Genomic DNA, 22,269 nt, shown 5'->3' with positions numbered 1-22,269 from the left:
GGATGCAATCTGGGCTGCCCAGCTTGATGCGAGCCTTTCTCCAGCCGTGACAATGTGATTGTCTTCGAGCCCCCGGGCCCAGGATTGTTCCCTGCCCACGCGCGCGCCGTCCACGCCGGTGCGGGTGATCCATGCGAGACCTGGCTTCGCAGTGCCGCAGCAATACCGCGTGCACGTCTAGAGCCGCGCCAACCGGCCGCCATCCACGTTGAGCGCCGCGCCGTTCACAAAGGCGGCGTCGTCTGAAGCCAGGAAAGCGGCGGCCGCGGCAATCTGCTCGGGCTTGCCGACATCTTCCGGGCTAATGGTTTCGACGCCGGACTTGATGTTCGGATTTTCCCAAAGCATCGGTGTGTCGATGGCCCCTGGCAGGATAGCATTGGCGCGTATGCCACGCGCCCGGCCTTCGATCGCGGTCGACCGGGTGAGCGACAGCAGCGCGGCTTTCGCCGCTGCGTAAGGGGCAACATGCGGCGTCGTTTCAAGCGCGTGCACGCTTGAGATGTTCACGATCGACCCGCCATTGGTCATGTGCGCGAATGCCTCACGCGTGAAATGGACTGCCCCCAGCAGGTCCACACTCAGCACCTTCAGCCAGTCCGCGCTGGTGAACGCCTCGAGAGGCTTGAACATTATCAGGCCGGCGTTGTTGACGATAATGTCCAACCTGCCGAATCGCGCCAGCGCCAGTCGACAGCACTGTGCGACTGCAACCTCGTCTGAAACGTCGCCAGCCGACACGGCGGTGTCCGGTGCGCCGGCTTTTCGGACTGCCTGTGCGGCCGCCTGCGCATTGGCTCCAACTAGGTCGGCTATGACAACGCGGGCGCCTTCGGTGCCCAAGCGGGTCGCGATGGCCAGCCCGATGCCGCTTGCAGCGCCGGTCACAATTGCACTCTTGTCAGCCAGGCGCATCGGGTTTCACCTTGTCCTTGGAGGGTTCGAGCGGTTCGGCCCCCGCTTCAGCGATCCGGTCCACATGCAAAAGGCCCCGCGCATAGTCCTGCTGTGCGCGAACGCTTGGGTCGTCCTGCTCGGACGGCAAAAAGACGGGCAAAGCCAGGCACACACTTTGGGTGGCGAGCAGCTTGTTCCAGTTGGCGATGAGCGCTTTATATGCGGTTCCCACCGCCCTGGGATTACGGTCCAAGTCATAGAGGCCGACCGCATTGACCGTTCCGTTGTTCTCGCGCAGGGCGCTGTCCCAGTCCACCTGATCCGTCAGCGAGTACCAGGTGAATCCGACGATCGGTATGCCGTCGTTGCGGATCCTAAGCACGTTGGCCCACTCCTTCCACAACCAGTAAACGGCCTCGTCCCCGTTCGGGCCTTCGCGAATGTTTGTCTCTGTATGCATGACAGGCAGGCGGTAACGGTTGAAATACTGGCGCGTAATTTCGTCATAGCCAAACACCTCGCCGGAAGCCGACGTGGTTCCGTCCGCCCAAACCCGGTGCTCGTTGGTCTGGTAATAGTCAGTGCCCATCACGCAATGCCTGCGCAAATGGTTTTCCAGAAAGAAGCTGTACTCCTGCGCGGTCATCCCGTTTTCGAGCAGGTAGCGATACGTACGGGCGTCGACGTCATGCCCGTAATTGAGGTCGAGCGATAGGAAACGCTGGCTATTGAAGCGCTCCGCCTTGCCGATGGCCTCGGGGGAGTCGGCGTGGAAGTATTCCGAGGATTCACTTTGAATGAAAATAGCGTCGGGCCTCACTTGCAGGATCGCCCGCATCGCCACCACGTTGCCCTTCACGATATGCTTGAGAGCGGTGACGAACGCGGCATCGGTGCTCAGTTGCTCGTTCCACCAACCCCAGCGCGCTGAAAAGGTGGCGCAGATGAACATCTCATTGACGGGTGTGTAGAGCTGGATCCAAGGAAAGCGGGTTGCGAAGTCGCGCGCGTAACATTCAAATAGCCGCGGAAAATCCGGATTCTGGAAATTGCCCACCCAGTCCGGAACGCCGAAATGGCAGAGGTCGACGATCGGAAGAATATCCTTAGCCTTCAGGTCAGAGAAGGTCTCATCGGCGAAGGTCCAGTCGTAGTGTCCGTCGCCCAGCCAAGTCTTGTGAATTGGAGGCCCGTAGCGGAGGAAGCGAAGACCCAGATCCTGGAGCAGTTCGAAGTCGGTGCGCCATTGCTGGTAGAAGCGACATTTCTCCATTTCGTCGACACGCTCCCGACCTCCACTAATCGTGGGAGCGCTGTTTTCAATGCCGGTGGCAAAGACGAAATTGAACATGAAAGGGTCCTGAGCCAGCCAAGCTGCAGCCATTTCCCAACGTCCAGGTTGCAGCGCAGTTCCGGTCAGGCGGCAGGTCATCGCGCTTCTTGGCGATACGCGACCAATACCGGGATGGCGTGGCGGGTCTCGCCGGGTATGCCGCGTTCTGCGTGTTCAGTTTCTTGACGTGGCCGAGTGAGGGGATTTTCGCCGAAGGTGATTTCGTCCTGGAACCCCCAAGCGAAGAGATGGCCACACGATGCGGATAACTGTTGCCGCCTGCGTGCTCTGATGGCCACTGGCGGAACGCGTTCGTCACGACGACGGTGTCCTGGTGGCGGCTATGGCGGTGGCGCGAAACACCCTTGCCGTAGCCCGCCGGTTCGGCACAAGGGCAGCCTCCCTCCTTTTTGCACGACAGTGGAGCAGCCAAAGGAATGGGCTGGAGCCAAGGCGGGAAGCCAAGCAAGGCACGCACTTAAAGAACGAATCTCCCGTTCGTTCGAATGATGGCAGCTAAGGAACCAGCAGTTAGGTTCGAACTGATGCTTTGGCGCGCGCTGATGTTTCGCTGGCTTCGCGCTTTTGCTCGGCTGCGCGGATGTTCAACAGGTGGAAATACAATGCGGTGAGGGCCGCGGTCTTGAGGTTCAGCGATGCGTCATGGGCAGAGCACGAGAGCGATTTCCCCCCTCGGTGCGTTCAGCTTGATTGGGCGATGGACTTCGCTTTTGCCGCACGCAACGCGCGGAAGTCCAGGCCGGGCCATTTTCACCCTCTCTGCGCTATGCCTGGTTTTGCTGTTCGCATCTGCGGCACACAGTCAGCGGGCGCCTGACGCGTCAGCGGCTCCCCCAGCCAGCGACAGCTCGTCGGAGGCATTTGCAGAACACGTTGATGTCGCCAAAGAGCCCGACGAGACACCGGCGCGAGCGTTCGGATCCCACGCACCTGGAGAGCTGGTGGCCGGCCAAGCACAGGCACCCGACACAGAGGCGCAAACGCTGCCCGGCGAAAATCAGGAGATGTTACGACGCGAATTGGATGCCGCACGAGCCGAGCTAGCCAAGCAAGCACAAGCTCTAAAAGAGCAGCAGCAAAAGGACGAAGCCCTTTCGCTCGATCTGCAGACGGCGCAGCGCGCCATCGAAAGCTTCAGGGCCGAAGCCACTCTCTGGGGCGGTGAGAAGCCCGCCGCCGCCGCTGCAACCCAACGCTCCAACCACCTCCCCGAGACTGCTGTGACGCAAGCTCTTGACGACCAACGGCACAAGGTTGAGCTCTTGGGACAAGAGCTCACAACGGCTCACCGAACCATCGAGGCCCTCAAGACAGCCGCAAATGCCGCCGCCGTCGAGCTGGCCAACGCCAATAAGAACCGTGAGGCGGCCGAAGCAGGCCTACGGCAAGCTGGAGAAGCGCTCGAACTGGAACGCAAACGAGCCGATTCAGCTGCCCGTGATCTCGACGTCGTTCGCAAGGAACGTGACGCTTCAAACCGGACCTCGGTAGGGTTAAGCGCGGCGCTGGACGAAGAACGTGAACGGGCGACCGGTCTGGCCCTGAGCCTGAGTGCCGCGCGCGAGGCAATCGACGACCTCGCAACCAGGAACCGGCCTGCGGCTGCAGCGCGCTCGCGAATGATCCATAAGCCGGCAGGTGTGGTTGCACGTGCACCACCCAGATCAGGTGTCGAATGGAGGCGCAAACCGGGCTCGCGAGAAAAACAGAAACAGGCTGCTGTCTTGGGCCCGCTCTCTCTTCCCCTCGCATTGCTGCCGACCCGACCACCGAAAGGGCTCGACCCGCGCCAGTGAACCGTGGAGCCGAATGTATGCCGAGGTCAACATAGCAATGAAACAGTACGTCGCCGCCGCCCTGATGATCGGGATTGGAATCGGACCTGCCTGCGCTCTCGACAAAGGGGTAGGCGCCAGCGTCGGCGGAATCGGAGTCGGCGCCGGAGTAAACGCCGGTTCGCAAGGCGCATCGGTCGGGGTGGGAGCGAGCGTCGGCGATGCAGGGGGATCACATGTCGGAGCTTCGGTTGGCGCGGGCAAGGGATCAGTTGGCGTTGGCGTTGGTGCCAGCGGCAATGTCGGCGACCCAGGCGCAGGCGTTTCGACCAGTATTGGTACGGGCGATGATCCGGCGGCCTACGACGGGTCGCCTACCGGCAGTGGCAGTCCAGCCACCACACCCAAAGGAACGGCTGGGCCCACCGCCGCTGCGTCCGCCGGGAGTGGTAAGCAATCGATTGCCTTGCCACCAATTCTTAAGCCTTCCGTATCTACTGACGGCGGCTTCACCGACGGCTATCCAATCAGGCCTCAGAGACCCCTCAGAGCGAAGCCCGGTATACCGGCTGCTGTTGTGCAGGCCTGCCGCTCCGCAATCACATCCGCGGCCACGCTGCTTGGCGCTGTCCGCGTGCGGGCGTTAAGCGCAGGGTTGTTGCGTCGAGGTGGAGGTGCATTCACGGCACCAATCAAGGTGCAAATAGAGTATGCAAGGCAAGGGGGCGTCGAAGTTCGGCAGGCCGAGGTCGACTGTCGACTGGACAGGGCCGGCAGGGTCACAGCGATAAAATGAGAACTCGTTTGACCCCGTTCGAACGTCGCACCGTTTGGCTGGCCGGGCAATATGCCGTCATCTCGTGATGCTTGTTGCACAGCCAGTGGACATCGTGATTTCTATGCGACGCATCGGGGGGCGGCCCATGGCGCATGTCAGGTACTTCATTTCAAGGACCGGTGATCAATGGCTGGTCCGGTTTTGACGGCAAGGACTATCGCTATTCAGCGCATTCGGAGGCCGTCCGTGCGGCTGTCAAGGCAGCCAGCAGTGCCTCGGCCACTGGCTACGATGCAGAGGTATTGGTTCAAGGCGTCGATGGAAAGTGGCGTACGGAATGGCCCATTGATTAAAGTCGGGACGCCCTGATGAGCGTCCTGCTCTGACGGCTGTAATGCGCTTTGGCGCTCATCTGTTCGCAGTTTGCGGCTCCGCCTTTGTGGCGACCTTTTCATCGGTTCGCCATCGATCGAGGCTATCGGTCAAGCTGTCGAACAACATAGGTATCCTCCTGATACACGCCGGCGATGTTTGGTCTGCCCGGTAGGTTGCACATTTCAGCTGCGGCACCCCGGTTGCTCGCCTCAAGTAATTCGAAGAACGGATTACGCGGCTTTACTCCTTCTACCAGTCCGGTTCGAAACATCACATTGGAAACCTTGTAGGAAGTCGGACGTTATCGCTGACCTCTATCGAGTGAGCAAAGAGTGCCTGACAACGCTAAATCACCGTCAGCCCTCCATGGCGACGCGCCGGCCGCAGCAGCCACCACTGCATGGGCGGATCGCAAGGAGTTGGCGTCGGCGGCGTTCGAACGCACGCGCATGCCCATAGTCATCACCGATGCTCGGCAGCCTGACAATCCTATCGTGCTCGCCAACAGAGCTTTCCTGGATCTGACCGGTTATACATCCGATGAAGTCTTGGGTCGAAATTGCCGCTTCCTGCAAGGGGAGGGAACATCACCCGCGGCCGTTGCTGAAATTCGAGCGGCGATAGAGCGTGAACGCGAGACCAATGTAGAGATACTGAACTTCCGCAAGGACGGATCGCCATTCTGGAACCAGCTCCATCTGAGCCCTATCAAGGACGATGAAGGCGCGCTCCTTTACTACTTCGCGTCGCAGATCGACGTTACGAAACATCGCATGATCCAGAGCCTGGAAGCGGCGGAGCACCGCCTCCTTATGGAGGTCGACCATCGCGCAAAGAACGTTCTAGCGGTTGTCGATGGTATCGTTCGGCTGAGCAAGGCGGACAATGCATCGCTCTATGCCGCGGCCGTTCAACGACGGATCCAGGCTCTGGCAGTCGCACACGCTTTATTGGCCGAGCGCGGCTGGCGCGATGTGCCGCTGGACGAAATCGTCTCCAGGCAGGTCGCCCAGTTTGCGTCTGGCAGGACGGCAATGAGCGGTCCTGAAGTACTGATCCCGGCGGTGGTCGTTCAACCACTGGCTCTCGTCGCCCATGAATTGATCGTCAACGCCGCCACCCATGGGACCCTCGCCCAGGGTACGGGGCGGTTGCAGGTCAGCTGGCATGGGACGGGCCATCATGGCGGCTTTAACCTGCGGTGGGAAGAAAGCGGGAGACGTAAAGCTGAATCTCGGCCAGGGGCGCCCGGCTTCGGAACGACCATGGTCAATGCAATTGTCCAGAAGCAGCTTCAGGGTGAGATCCTACGGGAGTGGGCAGCGGACGGTTTGAAAATCAGCATAAGCATCCCGGGAGCAGCTGCCGTTTCGACAGCCAAGGGTATCTGAGACGCTCGTTCATCTGGCACTCCCATTTTTCCATAGCGGCGTCGCAGGCCGACCCCCGCTAGACGAAGGTTCATCAAAAAATCTAGCCATGAACTATTTCATCAAGCCGGCAGCGCGAAGGGCGCTTTCGATAAGCGGACCGGGCCCAGCCGCCAGACCGCTGCGCGGTTCGAAGGGTGGATGTGCGACCACCAAAGGGGAGTGCCCAACAGATTTTGCCGGTAAACGCACATCAGGCGATGGGACCTGAGAGCCCGCTTCTTCAAATCCCCAGAACCGGGAGATAAGCGAAGTGGACGATATGCCGGTATCGATCATAAAGGATCCGCCGTGACTCAATCCGTCCGCGGAGTCCACGGCGGTCCCGTGCGCCATGCCTGCGATCAGGTACGATTCGATGACTTCCTCATTGGCAGCGTTCTTCCAGACATCGCGGCGATAGCTCTGATGCACCTGCGTCTCGGGTTGCACTCTACTTTGGCCGCGCAATGCAAGCCACTGCCCGACGAGCTGCTCGGAGTTGACCGGACTGACTGTTGTGTCGGCGCTTCCGTGCCAGACGGAGAGTTTCGGCCATGGTCCGTCATGACCGGAATCTTGCTGGACGGTCGTCGCCAACTGCTTCGCAGTGGGGCCGCCGTGCCCTCGCATGCGGTCGAAAGCCTGCGGCAGGCTAGTGGCGCTGCCGTAGGGTAGACCGGCTATGATGGCCCCGCCGGCGAAGACTTCCGGGTAAGTCGCCAACATGGCGGCGGCCATTGCCCCGCCGGCGGAAAGTCCGGTGATAAAGATCCTGGTGCGGTCGATGTCGTGAGCGGTGACCACGGCCTCTATCATTTGGCGGATCGAAAGCGCCTCGCCGGAGCCCCGTCGGGTGTCGTCGGGGACAAACCAGTTGAAACAAAGATTGGGATTGTTGCTGCGCTGCTGTTCTGGAAAGAGGACGGCAAAACCATTGCGATCCGCCGTCCTCGACCAGCCGGCGCCGCGGTCATAGGATGCAGCGGACTGCGTACAGCCATGGAGGACAACCACCAGAGAGGCCTTCGCCGCAAGATCCTTGGGGCGGTATGTCCAGCCTCGCAGGTTTCCGGGATTTGACCCGAACGCCTGAAGTTCGGAAAACCGGTCTTTTTCGGAACCGTTCAAGACGCCGTCGATCTGTTTTCGCCGAGCAGCCAAGCGTGCAACGGTATCGGCGAGACTTCTCATGTCGGTATCCTTTCGTCGATCCAGAGCGGATCGAACAACGGAACGCCGCGTCTCCAGATTGGTTGCTGCAGTGCAGCATAAATTGCCTGCAAGCAATCGATTCCGCATGGGATTGGCTTTGCATCGCCGGTGCAGAGAGCCCTCCGATCGAGCAGCATGGGTGGAAAACGGACTGGCCGCTCTCGACTTTCACACACTGACATCCTCTTTGTGTGGCTGACAGAGCACAAGCCCGCCAAGTGGCGGCTTGCTGCTCATCAGGTGCACAACTGGATCCCCACGACGCTTCGCCACGATAGAGTTCCGCGTCGTCAATATCGTCCTGCCTCAGCACGTGAGAAGCTGCCTGTGGAGGGCTTCTGCCTTGGCGAGATAAACGCCTAGCGCCTTTCGCAAGCCGTGCAGCGTCATCCCCTTTCCACAAGTCCGGCGAACTTGCCTTAGCGGGACCATCATCGCGCCTGGACACTGCGCCGAGAAAGGCTCGCCGTCCGACGGTGACCAACACGATTTCGCCGCGCCGGCGATGGTTCCGGCTTCGGTCGGAGCAAGGCCAAAACGGTTGACACGGGGCATGCCGTCCCGGCGTCAAGGACGTCCAGAAGTGCCACACGGGAGCGGAACATCAGAGCTTGCTGACGGTTCTACCTCGGTGGAGTTTTCCAATTGAGAGGACGCCGTGTCAGCGTTTGAATTCGTCTATTTTTCTGGTCTGACGGGGAATGATCTCCTCGGCGGTGTCGTCTCCTTGTTGGCGTGCTGTGTTCTCTACAACGTTATCGCGGAGGATCGCCCGCACCGGTGAGAGCGGGACCGCAACAGGTGGGCCCTTGACCGGCCGCTCTCCACTTCGGACGCGTGTGGCCGGTATCAGGTTGGTATCTCTCACTATTACTCGCCGCGGTCCTCCATGTGACCTGCCGTTGGCTCGGGCGGGCTTTCCCGACGACGTCGCATGCGGATCATTTCTGTTTCTACGGTGGACCTGCTCCGCCAGTCATCGTTGGCCCCGTCGGCCGACTGCAGAGTTGCCTGGCGGGTCCCGCCCGGCCTGGCGGGCTGGAACATTGCTTGAGACCAAGGTTCGGGTGCCGGCCTGCCTGCTCCCGGGCAGTCCTTCCCATGTGAACTGCCCGTCTGGCTTACAGCCAGCGGGCTTTTTTGCGGCTCTGGCTAACCCGCCCATCCGCCGCAGTTCTCTCCGCGTTGAGGACACCCCCCGCGGGAGCCCGTGGAGGCGCGTTCTGAGCAAATCTGCACGCCTGTCAGTCGTGTGGGCACGACCTCTCGGGCCATGATCGTGACAGGCCAGCTGGGGAACTTTCCGGCGCAGGGCGAATTGAGCCACGGCGGCCGATTCCCACTCCGAATCCGCCGCTGACCAAAGACCCAATCTTGGTCGGCCCGCGACTCCTCAGGAAGGCGCGGGCCAATATTGTGGCAGGATTCGGGTGCGCGCCTGGGGCTGATTTGAGTACCCATGTGAGATAGCGGCCCCCTGAACCAAAGCTGATCTTGCCGTCCGAAGAGACCCGCGCGCGAAGGGTAGGACGATCGACTGGGCTGACTTGGCCGCGCACCCGCTTTCAAGTAGGTCGAACAGATGAAGGCTGGGGAGGGTGAATTGGCGCGCGCCTCGCTCATGGCGTGACTTTGCGCATTTGACGCTGCCCCCTGTAATGGGTCATCAGGGAAAGCGAGGAACAAACGGCGAGCCTTTCGGCGATGGCGCTCTATTATTTCGACTTCGACGACAACGGAACGATATTCCCTGACGATGAGGGAAGAGAAGGCCAAGACCTTGCCGCAGTCAAATATGAAGCGATCAAAGCTTTGGCGGAGATGACCAAAGACGCGCTTACAGACGGTGATCACCACAAATTCTCGTAAGAGATGAGGGCGGCGATCTGGCCGTTCGAGCAAGCATCGTTTTCAAGGTTGAGGAGGAGCGGGACTCGTTTTCGTCGCGATCCTCCCCCACGCCTAATCCATGAACCTGCATTTGATCGTTCGACCGTCATCCTGTCTTGTGGCCCCGACGCCGAAAGATGGTGTCGTGCAAAATTGCCTGCAGGCGTCTCGTCTGTCTGCGGGCTTGCGACGCTGTGCGTCGGTAGAACTTCTCCGGCCAATCAGCTGGACCCGTGGTTGGTTCGGTGGTGGCCGACCTTGCGGATGCTTCGACTGCCGATCGAACATTCAAGCTAAAATGTCCCGAGGGCGATCGATCCCAATTGGCTGCGGCCTTGGCAAGCAGAGTTTTGTCGGCTCGGCGCCCTGAAGGAGAGTTGCCTGAAAGACGCCGAGCCCAGCCAGAGAGATTAGCGGGGGGCCGCGTCCTCTCGCCGGCCAAGAGGTTATGCGCTCCCTTAGGCACTCGTGAAGCATTCGAACGCACTAGGAGGCCGGAACATTTTCCCTGAAATCCGACTTGCTGGACCAATTCATCCCGCGAGCAACGTATTGTTTCGTCCAATCGTCTGGTCGCTAAGGACCTGACTTTCCTGTCCGCACTGCAACGCTAACCCGGCTCGGAAGGGGCTTCTGGGTGGAGGCCGTCACGAGGTTCACCTGAATTCGCTGTGCAGGCCAAGATCGTTCACGGGACGCGGCAGATCACCTTCATCGGCCGCGAGTGCCTGACCTCTTGAAGCGGGCCTGTTCGTTAACCTGCTCGGCCAGAAACGCCGCAAACGGCTTCACATTCATGCTGCCGCTTATTCATGAGGAACCGCGCCATACGGCCGTTGCCGTCCAGGTAAGGGTGCACATAACCTACATGCCAGTGCCCCAGTACGGCAAAGTTCCGGAACTATTTTAGCTCAAACTTAGTTAATGGCGGTTGTGTAACAGTCGCGAGGGCGCGAAGTGGCGGAGTATCGAGTTGAGATAATGGCCGGCGAGTCGGTTGTGTCTTCGCAGGTGCTCATGGCCCAGGCGCCGTTCAAAGCGGCAGAAGCACACGTCGGCCAGCCGGTCACATTGAGACACCAAGAAGAAAACTGGGTGCGTGTCTGCGAAACAAGGGGCGGGAGGCGAACCTTCGCTTACGTTCGTCGCATGAGGGCGGCGGAGACCACTCGCGGCCGTAAACTTTTTGGACAAGCGGCTGAGCAGGTCTGTCAGGTCTGGCCAGGTTAGACGGGATCTCGGTGGCAGAGGCTATTCAGAAGCTTTTCCCGATGCGAAGGCGATCGGGATCGGTAGCACCGAAATCGAGCAAGAGACCGGCAGCATTTTATGAAACCGTGCTCGATGCCATCGTGCATAATGCAGCTGGTCTTCCAGAGTAAAGCTCAATGGCGGGTAGGCGGAATTGCGGCGTGTTCGTCGTCTGCTGAACTGCCCATCCCTTTGTCGCCGGCCATGCGCTCGCTGGGATTTCTTATTTCCGCTTTGGAAATTCGATCACCTTCGCCTCAGGCTCGGGCTCCAGCGGCTCATGACCAGGCCGCTCGTGCCAGTAGATTTGGCGCAAATCGCGTTGGTCGACCCGCTGACCGCAGTACGGGCAGTTGTAGAAGTGAAGATGCTCTTCAATATGCTGCCCTCCACGCAGTTTGCGGGGAATCGGAGGGCCAAGGTCGGATAGCTTTGTCATGCGGGCTGCAACATCCGGTCAGGCTAAATGTTCCGGAGCTGTTTTAGCTAAAGCTTATTGGAACGGACAGTTCGTCAGTGAGTTGATGCGTTTGAAGTTCACCAGGCCGATCGCGCCCGAACTGGTCGGCACCCCCGCCGCAAGGCGATGAGTGGATCCATGAGATAAAATTCGATGGGTGGGTCATTGGATGACAACGCGCTTCGGTTAGTCACCAAAATGGTTACGATTGGAGGGGGCTGATACATCCAGCTTGCCGGCGAAGCAGCGGCGATCGAGGCGAAAGACTTCATCATCGACGGCGAGGCGATCACTATCCATGAAGCTGGCCTGCCTGACCTGCACTGCAATCAGCCGTTACCAGTCTCACATCGGCGCGACCTCTATCTGGTGGTGTTCGACCTCCTGCACCTCGACGGGACGACTTGCGCGACGTGCTGGTGAAAGACCGCCGCGACATTCTCCAGGCATTGATCCCGACCGGTGGCCGCATTCAGTTCAGCGAAGCAATGCCTGGAACTGGTGATGCGTTCATCACCTTATCGACCGAGCTGGCCTGGAAGCATGGCGCTGCCAGCGGGCTTTTCGCCTGATGCTTCGCCGCGGCACATTCGACTGCACTTCGGCCGCCGAGCTGGTTGCCGGAAGATGTGTCCGGCCAGAGGTTCCGGAGCCGGACCGCTTATCCTGTTGCGGTGCCTCCTTGTGATCTGCGCGCTGGCTCAGGCCGGCGCTTTTTATGCAACGTAGGGGAACCTGATATTCGTCGGCTGGTTCGACAGGCGGCAGCACCCGTGCTGCTGGTCAGGTCCCCAATACCTGGCCGGGCCCGCTTCCCTTGCCAGTGAGGCGGGCCCACTGCGATCGCGTCTGGCGCCTTCGTTTGAAACCTAAACGACCATGGCTGGGTGGGCGGCTGGTGGGCGCGGCGTCGTCTATTGAAGGGGCCGATAGTCGTCGCAAGGTCGACAGGCTAAGGCAGGAACAGACCGACCGGGAAACTCGCGTCGTCACCGATGCCGAGCGCAAAGCTCGCGAAGCGAAGATGGCCTCGTCTGAGGGCCGATCGGCTGGGATAGCATTCCGTCCTGCATGCAAATGTCGAGCCGACGAAGAAACGCTAGGTGGATGCCAAGGCACCGAACTCACTGCCTTTACCGCGCCGGCCATCGCAGCCCGCCGGTCCGCCGCGCGCCGATAGGAGACATGGCCATGGTCACACGATCAGGTACGGGCAAACCGATCGGGCGAGGCTGTGTGGGGACGATCGCGGCAGATGAGCGCAGGCGGTGTGGACATTGAACCGATGCCCAGAAGACCAAATCGGGCCGGGTGCCGCGGCTCCGTGTGACTGCCCGCTGGCTCGGGCCGGCGGGCTTTCTGCGTCTGGAGGGAACCTATCGAGGGCACGCAAAATCGGGTGAGCGCCTGCGAGTTGTCGGCCAGAGGGCGCCGGTAAGAGCAGGGCTTCTGAACATTCGCCGTCCATACCGGCTGAGTGGCCACAGGGTTTCGGACATTGTGTACCTGCCAACGTCCAGCCGCGCTGTGCGCGGTCTCTCGGCTGCGCGAATATCGCCGCGTGAGGTGCATGACCTACCGCCATCGGCGCCGAGTTCAGCCACGACCAAAAGCCGTCGGCGGGCGCCAATTCCTTGCAGAAAGCGATTCGAGGCCATCGGAACCAATGCCGACGCCAGAGATTTGCTTCGGAGTCATTACAATGCTGGAGGAACCAACATGCGGATCGGAGACTTTGATACCGGACGGGTCAAACACAGCCCGTTGTACCGCGACGCCAAGCTCGCAATGCTCACCCACCAGGTCCTTTATCACATGCAGCTAACGGAAACGGCGGTGAGCGGAGTGGAGCACGCATTGGTGCAGTTCGCCCAAGCCACTAAACACCCTGCCCACGACGCTGCTCGTCGCTCGCTCGCAGCTTTCCTTCATCTGGAGCCCGATCAAACCTTGGGGATGTGAACAGTGCCGACATGTCGGTTGATTCGGCAGACTGCGAATTGGTATTTGGGAGAGCTCGGCGATTCGCCGAACGACTAGCCCTAAGGGCCATCGTCGCTTACAACCTGCGACTTCACGGGCCACGAACACCAGCCGCAGGTGCGGACGGTGGCAAGCAAACCGACCGTCGCGGCCGCTGAAGGGAGTGCGCTCGACAGGACTGCATCACTGCTGCAGAAGCGATCAGTCGAAGTTCCCACTGCAGATAAATCTGCGCTCGCGGGCAGCCGTTCATCACACGGAACTAATTGTTTCCGCGCGTTGTGCCATCCGGGGCGAATCATGGCAAATGGGTCGGTTCTGATCGTTTTGAAACGAGCCAATGATACTGCTCGACCTACAGGACGCTCTCGAAGAAGCTGGCTTCCAGGTTTTGTGAGTAGCGCTGCGAAGCCCTGTCGACCTTTGATGCGGACCCGGGTTCGTACAGCGCTCTGATCTCGTACATACGGCTGGGTGATGGACGATCGGGTTGGGAAGTTGCCCGGCATGTGCGGCAATCCAATGCGACGATGGTATATCTAAGCGGGGACAGTGCCTCGCACTGGGGCGCGGAGGGCGTCCCAGAAAGCATCATGCACGAAGCCGTTTGCTTTGCCTCAGGTCATCACAGCCCTTTCCACGCTGCTCAACCAGCAACATCCGCAACCATCAAACGAACCAAGGGCGTAACAGGTTTTTGCCCGCGTGCAACCGATCTCTGGCAGCCAAACCGCTTGCGGCGGTGCCTCTCTCCTAATCCGGGTCGATACTTTGTCCGTTTTAGAGGGAGTAGCCCGGTGGCTCACCGACCAATACTGCCGACAGCCCACCCGAGCGAGATGGCCACGACGAACCCCAGCAGTATGGCCGTAAAGAACCACATGAGGCGTCCCTTCGCTCGTTGTGCGAGCATCAACGCGGCAAGCGATTTATAGTTGCAAATCCGCAGGAGCAGCGATCCGCTCGGGCGCTCGCCGACGCCGGGGACCCTCATATCCGGTCGTCGGTGTAGGAGTGGGTCTTGTTGGACTTAGTTTCCACCCGTGGCTGGACCGGTTCAGGTCGGATATGGATTGAGCGGTAATAGGCGCTGCCCACGAAAGCGAGGCATGGCTGGCCGAGAAGGAGATCAGCAAGGCGAAGGCGGTCACGAGCAAGAGATGGTCCCCTGTTGAGCCAGGCATAACCACCGCCGATCCTGTCCGTTCATTCACGGTCTGCTTGCTCCCGTGTTATCGTTACCGCGACGTTAAGAACGGCCGCGCACCTTGACAAGTTAGGCAGCCTACGGCTGGGCCAAACTCCTCTGCCGGCGGTTGGAACCTTTTCCAGCCGCGCGGATTGCTGTGCATGACAAAAACCCCTGAAGTTGCTCCACCCATTCTTCCCGAGACCAGCCCGGACCGACCTGTCAATTGCGAGGTCGCTCTGGAAACCGCATTCGCCGCCCTTGTCGCCACCTCCATCGCCCAAGGATGGACCCAGGAAGAGACGGCCGAAACGCTGCACAAGCTGGCCATGGAGCATCTCGAACAGCTCAAGATCATAGCAGCCTAATCGGTCCGGCGCGGCTCCGGAATTTCGACACGTCACATGTCGGATTATTTGCATTCAAATGAATTTCACGACGCTATAGATGCTGCCTCAACGTCTGGGAGGAGAGCATGGCTCCGCATGAGCAGCATGCCGTTGAAATCATCCGCGAGAAGAAATGGACCGTGCGTGTGACCGCCTATGGGAGCGTCATCACGTTTACTTTCGAATCTGAAGAGTACGCGCCCTCATACGCGGACGGGCAGGCGTTCCGCCTCGCCGTCGAGGTTGTCGAATTAAAGAAATGCGCCTAGCTACAGATCAGCGAACTTTTTCCCGCACTTCTTTTGGAAGGGGGATTTCGGAGGCAACGGCTTCACCGGGTCACCAGACTGCTGCGTCCTAGCCTGCGCATGCAATCGGCCGGCGCAGGATGCGGCATGCGGTCGTAATGGTCGCCAGCTGTCGTTGGGGCTGACAGGTCGCGATCGCCAGCGTGGGCACGATTTGCCGTGCGTTATCGGAATACTTCCTCTCAAATTAGGCTACGGTCATGGGACTTCATGGCCCTGGGGAGGGCTGTTTCCTTTTTTACCGGCTCACCAAAGTTCTGCCGTTCGAAGTCGCCGTCGACGCCACCGACAACCCGAGCCTTTCTAGGGGGAAAGTATGCCATTGCGGCCAAGGGGCTCACGGCGAGCATTGACGGCTAGTAGGCCAGCCCCCTCAGCATCTCAGCCCCGCGCCGGACTCGCCCGCCGAGACGAAGCGGCCATGCCTGTGCAACAAAGCCAGGCGAACCACGTTGCCCCTCAGGAGTGGAGGAATGAAGATGGCAGACGACAAGCGAAAGAGAGACTCTCGGGATCGGAACCGCGTCTCGGTCGAAGAAGACTACGAGGTGCGATATCTCTCTGGAAGTCCGGGGATTACGGCCCAGCAAGTCCGCGACCTGATTGAGCAACACGGTAATGACGCCGAAACGCTGGAACGCGAAGCGAAGAACTAAAGGCTCGCTGAGGCCAAGATGGCAAAGTACCAGGTGGAAGAGATCTACGTTGACACCGTCGTGTCGTCTCGCGTCGTCGTGGAGGACGATCCGATGAAAGCAGCCGAACAGGCTGCCGGGCAAAGAGTGTCCCCAAGGGCACTGCAGGAACATTGGTTCCGTGTGGTTGATGAAGAGCAAGCCGCCGTCTATGAATACAGCTTGGCCGCACGTGACGAGCATCCAGTTCGGTTGGAAGGCAAGGGCCGCTCCGGCCTTGGTCGGCCGATCCCCGGCAAGATTCGCGGGTCTGAACTCGCCGACGAGCACCAACCATTTCCAGATCAGTAGGGCCTGCGTCAAGCCTTCTGGGATGAGGTGCCTGGGCATGACCTGTTGGAGAAAGAGCCCGCACAGATCCTCAAGTTACCACCCCGAATCCAGTAAACCCACCGACCGGGCGTCGATGAAGTTTCTTCGCGACTTGGACGAGCCGGACGCAATAATTCTATATCGCAGAAAATCAGACCGTGACACAGGCACTCAATCGCGCGATCAACACGAAGCCTCCTTGAATGGTGCATGGTCATGAACGTCATCGCAGTGAGTCTCGTATCGCTCGTTCTGGCGATAGCGTGTGTTCTGGTCCACTACGAGGCGTTCAAAATGGTCGCGAGCTCTGCCCGTTCAGCCGAGGTCGGCGGGTTCCCCAGCCGAGGACGACTGCTGATCGTAATCTTCGGAGCGCTTGCGGCACATACCGTCGAGATTACGTTCTACGGGTTCGTCTTCTGGGGCCTCCATAGCTATCGGGTGTTCGGCGAAATCGTCGGAGAAATCTCCAATGGATGGGTCGACTTCCTGTATTTCTCCGTCACCAATTACACGACGCTGGGAGTTGGCGATATCAGGGCCGAGGGTCCGATCCGACTGATTGCCTCATCGGAGGCGCTCACTGGCCTGGTGCTGTTGAGCTGGACGGCCTCGTTCACCTACCTTTCCATGGAGAATTTTTGGAAGAGGAGGTAGCGCCGCGAGATCCCAGGCCCGTCTCGATATGAGGTCTTCTGAAATGACTAAGGAAGCTACGGCAGCGATCGCGGGCATGTTGCTTCGTGCCATTGGCGAGGAGCGGTTTAATGCCGTTTCTCATACTTACGTTCAGCGATGTTCTTTCCTTGCGCCTTCGCCGCCTTTGCGTGTCTGCCCGGTTGAGCGGGCGCGGGCCACTGCGGCCTCACAGGTCGACCTGATCTCTTCAACCTCGGTCGCGGTTAGAAGATCTATCCCGATGAAGCTGTTCTTGCCTGTACTCACCCGCACCAGCTCGTCAAGCTTAGCCTGTACCGCCGCCCCATCTCGGTTCTGCGTATTCTGGATGAGGAAAACCATCAGGAAGGTAATGATCGTCGTAGAGGTGTTGATGATTAGCTGCCAAGTTTCTGAAAAGGCGAGCACAGGTCCGTAGAAACCCCAGACCGCTATCAACGCAATGCAAAGGATGAATGTGATAGGCCGACCCACTCCTCGAGCAACGGCGTTGGCAATATTTCCGAACGACCTTTCCATTCAGCGTCACGGCCGAATCACAATGAAAGCCGCCGAGGCGGAAGACTTTGCGTCATTGCGCAGTCGCTTTTTTACTCGCCGCCGATTTGGGCTGACCAGATTGGCTTTTTGAAGCGGAATTCTTTGAGTGGGCTGCCATTGCGGGGGCGGCTCCGGTCTTCTTGACCGCGCTCGCCTTCGCACTTGATCGCTTCTTTGCAGTTGCGTTCTTAGGGTCGGCCTTCTTAGCAGGAGCCTTCTTAGCTGCCTTCTCGCTGGAGGAGAAAATGCCGGTGATGCTGTCGATGATGGACACTGCGCTACCCTCCATTTAACTTGACCATCAATGCGCAGCGGCAGGAAACGGTTCCATTCAGGGATCGGCAATCGCTGATCGGACGAGGCCGGCGGTGAGCGTGAAATCCGCTCGCCCGCGCGACGTTATACCGAGTTTCCCTCAAGATCGACCAGCGGCGGCGGGATGCGTTTGAAAGTTGTTCGAACAGCTCTCCGGCACAAAAAAAGCCCGACACCTTCGGCGGCGGGCGAGGTCTGCCAGTACGCTCGACCTTAACCACATCGGGCCAGGGATGTGCCGCCGCCGAGTACCTAGCTCGGTCGTGTACTAAGTACACTCGTCTGGCAGGCATTGGCTATGCGATAGGCATCTCTAATCGACCATTCGGCTCTGTTGGGGTCGCAACGCGCTGCTTGGTCGGGCACGCTTGCTCGATCAGCGGACAAGAGGTCCTCAAGGACCTCTTCCCAGATGCTCTTCGACAAGCGATGACACGCCTGCTGAAGGGCACGCGCATCTCATTTCTAGATGGTCAATCCAGTTCCCGTGTTGGACGCATGGAGCCGGACCGGAGAGCGATCAGTCGTCCTGCTGGATAACGACGGGCCGATTGTGGTGGTGACGGTGCACCGAGCGGGTGATGACGACGGTGTCACGGCGATGATGCCGATGGCGCCACGAGCGATGGCCGTTGTCATAGAACGCGTCCTGGCCGCGATGCCGGTGGTGAAGACGGTCACCTTCGTCGTTGTATATGATGGTGGTGCCATGGTGATGCCGGTGATGTGTTGAAACCACCACGTCAGCCTCGGCAGCAGAAGCGACCACCGGAGCCGCAAGCGAAAGAGCCAAAGCGCTTAAGATCAAAACCTTCATTTTGCTATTCCTGTATGCCTGAAATCCCTTCACGAAGGCAACGAGGCAGAGGTGTCTTTGTTCCTGCCTGACGCCCGGGTGCCGCATTGTTCCAATATTGGTGAGGGCCATTCCTCCCTAGCTGACAGGCGTTCATTCATACGCACCGTTTGGTCGGTCAGGTCACCCGCGCTGAGGCGCGAGAAAGATCACGCCACCGAAGCGGATGCTGGGACTGGAAGAGGTATGGAGGTAATCGCGGTTTGCAGCTTCAGCTTGCCGGGTCTGGCGGCGAGACGAGCGCTTCTTATCAGCCTGCGGCAGGCGAAGTGGGCGCGGGTGCGTTGCCGCCTTGGTTTTGCTCGGGGGCAACCTTAAGGGGTGTCGCTTGCCGCGAAGCGTTTGACAAGGGCGCAAATATAAAAAAGGCGAGAAGGCCTAGAAAAACGAGGGCGATCACGAAGACCGCCCAGCTCACGATCCGAGCTGTACCTCGCCGTTCCTGATTGCGTGAGAGATCGTTGGTCATTGGATATCCTTCCAGGATCCAATAGTCGGATCCGAATCGGCTCCCGAACTTCAATTAGGCGCTGATGTTCCTTTCGTTTGGGAACACCAAAACTATTTTCAGGGCTGATGCCAAAGCATCACTTGCCAAGGGAGAGAGCAGCGCGCCGCGCCGGCACGAGGTCGACGCGGGCTCCCTGCGGCAGCGGCTGCATGGAACAATTCATCAGGTTCAGATTTCTCGGAGCCCGTTGGCCATAGCCTGGAGAATGCTCCAAGGCGCATTGGACGGCCAATGGTGACAGCGCTGCTGCCGCCGCGAGCCTCCGCCAGCCAACTCCGCCTCACCTTGGATCGTCAACACGCCTGAATTGCGCCAGGTTGCCCGGTGTTCTTTCGGCGATTTGGATCGGCGCGCCAGTCCACTGCCAAACGGTCGTAGCTGGTGTGCGAAAGAACTGGATATGGCCACGGGTGCCCGCAACCTCTATGTGCGGCCATGACTCTGCGATGCTGTTCCGGTCAGTGCCGCAGGTCCGTATTGCCTGAGCAAGGACGAGGATCGTGTCATACCCTTCCAGAGCAACGAAGGAGGGCGCCTCGCCCAACGTCTCCCGCAGCGCCCTTTCGACGCGTGATCCTAGCGGGTTGAGGTGTCCGGGTCGGTAGCGCAGGAAGGGGATCGCAGCGCTATCTTTACCTAGCAATGTGGCCCATTCAGCGAATTCCGGTTGCCCAGCTGGAGCGCCGATCTTGATCGTGGACAGGCGGCCGTCATTGCGAACTGACTTCACGATTGAGATAGCTGGATCTGGCTGGCCTACCAGAAGAAGAAGGACTGTTGCGCCATGATCCATAAGTTGGTCGCACAACATTGAGGGGTCCAGCGAGCTCATACTGATGTCCGATAAGGTCGCGCCATTTGCTTGCAGGCGATCACGAAGAATGTGAACGCCAGATGCCCAATAGACACTCTGCTGCGATGCAACTGAGATCCGATCGTGGCCGGCGCGCGAGAGAAAGTCGGCATATATTTGCCAGCCGCGGGACTGCGGCGGGGCAAGACGTGCGACCCATTTCGTTGGTTTTTCCGTTAGCCTGTCGAGTACCGCCGACGAGCAGAGAAAGGGTAGGCCGAGCTCGTCGGCCCTGATAGCCGCCGCGCGAGCAACGACACTGTGATACTCTCCCGCTATCGCCACCACGCCCAAACGAGCCAGTTCATCCACTGCCGCGAAGGCCTTCTGTGGGTCGGCTGCGGTGTCTCGGACGAGCAGCTCAAGCGCCTTGCCGCCGACGCCACCAGCGCCATTGATTTCGCTAACAGCAAGCTGAAGGCCCGCAAGCAAATGTCTGCCTGCCTCAACCCAGCCGGGGCGAGTCAAAGGGACGAGTGCCCCGATTGTGGTCGTTTCTTCGCAGCCCGGACCAGTCGATCCCATTCAAAATCTCCTGGTTCCGCCGCTCGCCGGGTACCCAGCTACAGCGGATATGCGTCGACCGATAGAGACAGTCGGACCTACCTCCAACAATCTGTACCATCGCGACCACCGACACAGTCCCATTCGATGTCCGATGCGGCAGGTCTTGAGCGGACTGGCTGCCGGCCCGGCCTTTCCATTCTGCGCTACTTCCGATGTGCCAAGCGGTAGCGGGCCGCCTTGGCGCGGTTACCGCAACTGTCCATCGAGCACCAGCGCCTCGGTTTGGAGCGGCTGTCGTCGATGAAAAACCCGCCGCAATTGTCAGCCTCACATCGCCGGATGTCCTTTCCTGCGGGGAACAGCACCAGCATAGCAGCGGCCGCTGCTGAGCGGCGCAGCGGCAGGTATAGCCTTTCGTTTGCCGACGAGGATTGGAGGTTCAAGATGCCGCCAAGGCCAGCCGAGCCGCCCGCTTGCGCTATCGCTTTATGAAAGCTGCGCAGGGCAACGCGTTTTGAGGCGGCGTCATGGCCGAGGTTTTTCGCACAGACATTGAGCCACGATTTGAGGGCGGCGCGTAGCGTTAGCACCTCGAGATGCACATCGCGGGCGACGCGTGGGTAAGTCACGGCACGACGCTCGAGGACCCGCCCTTCATTTTCCGACAACAACAGGGCCGGAATGCAAAAGACCAACAGATCCTGATAGCTCGGTATGCAGTCGATCTCTGCTCCGTCGCGCCAGTGCAATGTGTTGGCAAGGTCAAGGGCGGGCGCACCACCCAACATTCGCATAGGGCCGCGCGGCGAGAGGTAGGTCCGGACAAATTCTGTTGATTCCATCATCGTCAATATGTAACCTGATAAGCAGTTACTCAAGAGGGCAGGGCGGGTCAAATGAAGAAGCCACTGTTGACGTTCTTGTCCTGGTTTGCGTTTGCAGTCACTGCCCACGCAAATGACGATGTCCTTTATCGCTCAAGCGTGATCGTCACCGGAGATCGCGAGGAAACGCGCGTCCCTGCCATCCCTGAGGGTTTCGCACTGGCAGCGCAAAAGCTGACCGGAAATCCCGACATCGTGCACAATCCGGCCTTCGCTTCGCTGGCGACCGGGGCGCCTGCCATGGTTTGGTCCTACACCTATCATGACCGCATGTTCGGCAGGCCAATTCACGACGAGCAGGGCACACGCGATCGGCCTTTCGATCTCACGTTCCAGTTCGACCGCAAGCGAATGGACCATGCGATGGCGCTGCTGGGTGAGAGACCATGGTTGGGGCCGCGCCCAAAGCTGGCGCTGGTCATCGAGGTTACCGATATGGCGCGTAGCTATGTACTCGCCGCCGATGGCGTCCACGGGTCGGACCTGCGCGAAAGCTTTGAAGATGCTTCGGTGCGATTCGCGATACCGATCATATTTCCGAAGGAGGCCGATCTATCGGCGCTCGCGCTGGATAACGTCGATGCAATACCTGATGGGAGCCTGGCCAGACTGAAATCCAGATTGGGAGCTGACGCGATCTTGGTCGGGCACCTCGATTGGGAAACCAACGAGCCGGGCTGGCATGCGGTTTGGCGCCTCCCACTCGTTACAGAAGGTAAAAAGTGGGAGGTTTCCGGCGTAAATTTCGATGCTGCCTTCCGCAACGCAATTGGAGGTGCCGCCAAGCGCATGCCACCGCCCAATTAGGGCGGGGTGCCATGACATTGCGGGAGGTCGCATGGCCC

At 59.7% G+C, this 22,269-nt stretch carries 21 protein-coding genes; 12 read left to right on the top strand and 9 right to left on the bottom strand.

What is annotated here, in order from left to right:
• Positions 1-177: 177 nt before the first annotated feature.
• Positions 178-915 carry an SDR family NAD(P)-dependent oxidoreductase gene (locus LB516_RS21275; protein WP_140661336.1) on the bottom strand — a complete coding sequence of 246 codons (738 nt, stop codon included), beginning with the start codon at positions 913-915 and terminating at the stop codon, positions 178-180.
• On the bottom strand, positions 902-2,248 hold the full coding sequence (locus LB516_RS21270) for a family 1 glycosylhydrolase (protein ID WP_140661335.1): 1,347 nt from the start codon (positions 2,246-2,248) through the stop codon (positions 902-904). The genes LB516_RS21275 and LB516_RS21270 overlap by 14 nt, the downstream gene beginning before the upstream one ends.
• 944 nt (positions 2,249-3,192) lie before the next feature.
• Here LB516_RS21270 and LB516_RS21265 point away from each other — a divergent pair.
• From LB516_RS21265 to LB516_RS21250, 3 genes are all read left to right on the top strand, one after another.
• Positions 3,193-4,047 (top strand): hypothetical protein, encoded by an 855-nt coding sequence (locus tag LB516_RS21265; RefSeq protein ID WP_140619102.1) that lies wholly within the window; start codon positions 3,193-3,195, stop codon positions 4,045-4,047.
• A 909-nt stretch (positions 4,048-4,956) separates the two neighbouring features.
• Entirely contained in the window at positions 4,957-5,157 is a 201-nt protein-coding gene (locus LB516_RS21255; protein WP_140722255.1) for a hypothetical protein, read from the top strand.
• 354 nt (positions 5,158-5,511) lie between these two features.
• On the top strand, positions 5,512-6,570 hold the full coding sequence (locus LB516_RS21250; protein WP_140661333.1) for a PAS domain-containing protein: 1,059 nt from the start codon (positions 5,512-5,514) through the stop codon (positions 6,568-6,570).
• Between the two features lie 93 nt (positions 6,571-6,663).
• On the opposite strand, the gene LB516_RS21245 is transcribed toward LB516_RS21250, so the two are convergent.
• The gene (locus LB516_RS21245) at positions 6,664-7,782 is read right to left on the bottom strand and encodes an alpha/beta hydrolase family esterase (RefSeq protein ID WP_140722258.1); all 1,119 of its coding nucleotides are present in this window, start codon (positions 7,780-7,782) and stop codon (positions 6,664-6,666) included.
• A gap of 1,725 nt (positions 7,783-9,507) precedes the next feature.
• Between LB516_RS21245 and LB516_RS21240 the strand changes: the two genes are divergently transcribed.
• Positions 9,508-9,672 (top strand): DUF6894 family protein, encoded by a 165-nt coding sequence (locus LB516_RS21240; protein ID WP_181174555.1) that lies wholly within the window; start codon positions 9,508-9,510, stop codon positions 9,670-9,672.
• 775 nt (positions 9,673-10,447) lie between these two features.
• On the opposite strand, the gene LB516_RS21235 is transcribed toward LB516_RS21240, so the two are convergent.
• Positions 10,448-10,576 carry a Fic family protein gene (locus tag LB516_RS21235; protein WP_224720334.1) on the bottom strand — a complete coding sequence of 43 codons (129 nt, stop codon included), beginning with the start codon at positions 10,574-10,576 and terminating at the stop codon, positions 10,448-10,450.
• Positions 10,577-11,808: 1,232 nt separating this feature from the next.
• Here LB516_RS21235 and LB516_RS21230 point away from each other — a divergent pair.
• The 7 genes from LB516_RS21230 to LB516_RS21200 all read left to right on the top strand — a co-directional run bounded on the left by LB516_RS21230 (position 11,809) and on the right by LB516_RS21200 (position 16,937).
• Positions 11,809-11,976, top strand: coding sequence for a hypothetical protein (locus LB516_RS21230; RefSeq protein WP_181166426.1), 168 nt, complete (start codon positions 11,809-11,811; stop codon positions 11,974-11,976).
• Between the two features lie 1,147 nt (positions 11,977-13,123).
• A complete protein-coding gene (locus tag LB516_RS21225) occupies positions 13,124-13,366 on the top strand; it encodes a hypothetical protein (protein ID WP_140619114.1) in 243 nt (80 codons plus the stop codon).
• A gap of 1,371 nt (positions 13,367-14,737) precedes the next feature.
• Complete coding sequence (locus LB516_RS21220) at positions 14,738-14,944, top strand: hypothetical protein (RefSeq protein WP_140722261.1); 207 nt, start codon at positions 14,738-14,740, stop codon at positions 14,942-14,944.
• Positions 14,945-15,051: 107 nt separating this feature from the next.
• Positions 15,052-15,234: a hypothetical protein gene (locus LB516_RS21215; protein WP_140722264.1), complete on the top strand. Its 183-nt coding sequence runs from the start codon at positions 15,052-15,054 to the stop codon at positions 15,232-15,234.
• A gap of 512 nt (positions 15,235-15,746) precedes the next feature.
• Positions 15,747-15,929: a DUF3606 domain-containing protein gene (locus tag LB516_RS21210; protein WP_318011836.1), complete on the top strand. Its 183-nt coding sequence runs from the start codon at positions 15,747-15,749 to the stop codon at positions 15,927-15,929.
• Between the two features lie 18 nt (positions 15,930-15,947).
• Complete coding sequence (locus tag LB516_RS21205) at positions 15,948-16,259, top strand: hypothetical protein (protein WP_140661330.1); 312 nt, start codon at positions 15,948-15,950, stop codon at positions 16,257-16,259.
• A 237-nt stretch (positions 16,260-16,496) separates the two neighbouring features.
• Positions 16,497-16,937, top strand: a complete 441-nt coding sequence (locus LB516_RS21200; RefSeq protein ID WP_181171415.1) for a two pore domain potassium channel family protein — start codon at positions 16,497-16,499, stop codon at positions 16,935-16,937.
• A 132-nt stretch (positions 16,938-17,069) separates the two neighbouring features.
• Here the strand turns inward: LB516_RS21200 and LB516_RS21195 are convergent, their stop codons facing one another.
• From LB516_RS21195 to LB516_RS21175, 5 genes are all read right to left on the bottom strand, one after another.
• On the bottom strand, positions 17,070-17,477 hold the full coding sequence (locus LB516_RS21195; RefSeq protein ID WP_140619124.1) for a low affinity iron permease family protein: 408 nt from the start codon (positions 17,475-17,477) through the stop codon (positions 17,070-17,072).
• A gap of 52 nt (positions 17,478-17,529) precedes the next feature.
• A complete protein-coding gene (locus LB516_RS21190) occupies positions 17,530-17,772 on the bottom strand; it encodes a hypothetical protein (protein WP_210241311.1) in 243 nt (80 codons plus the stop codon).
• 561 nt (positions 17,773-18,333) lie between these two features.
• The gene (locus LB516_RS21185; RefSeq protein ID WP_140619126.1) at positions 18,334-18,630 is read right to left on the bottom strand and encodes a hypothetical protein; all 297 of its coding nucleotides are present in this window, start codon (positions 18,628-18,630) and stop codon (positions 18,334-18,336) included.
• Positions 18,631-19,460: 830 nt separating this feature from the next.
• Entirely contained in the window at positions 19,461-20,558 is a 1,098-nt protein-coding gene (locus LB516_RS21180; RefSeq protein ID WP_140722267.1) for an ABC transporter substrate-binding protein, read from the bottom strand.
• A gap of 185 nt (positions 20,559-20,743) precedes the next feature.
• Positions 20,744-21,385, bottom strand: a complete 642-nt coding sequence (locus tag LB516_RS21175; protein WP_210242367.1) for a CGNR zinc finger domain-containing protein — start codon at positions 21,383-21,385, stop codon at positions 20,744-20,746.
• Positions 21,386-21,436: 51 nt separating this feature from the next.
• Between LB516_RS21175 and LB516_RS21170 the strand changes: the two genes are divergently transcribed.
• Positions 21,437-22,231: a DUF2066 domain-containing protein gene (locus LB516_RS21170; protein WP_224720319.1), complete on the top strand. Its 795-nt coding sequence runs from the start codon at positions 21,437-21,439 to the stop codon at positions 22,229-22,231.
• The last annotated feature ends 38 nt before the right edge of the window (positions 22,232-22,269 follow it).

The sequence above is a fragment of the Mesorhizobium sp. CO1-1-7 genome, from assembly GCF_020164885.1.
Taxonomy (GTDB): Bacteria; Pseudomonadota; Alphaproteobacteria; order Rhizobiales; family Rhizobiaceae; genus Mesorhizobium; species Mesorhizobium australicum.
Note: the sequence above shows the minus strand (reverse complement) of the source record. Positions and strands in the feature narration are given on the sequence as shown.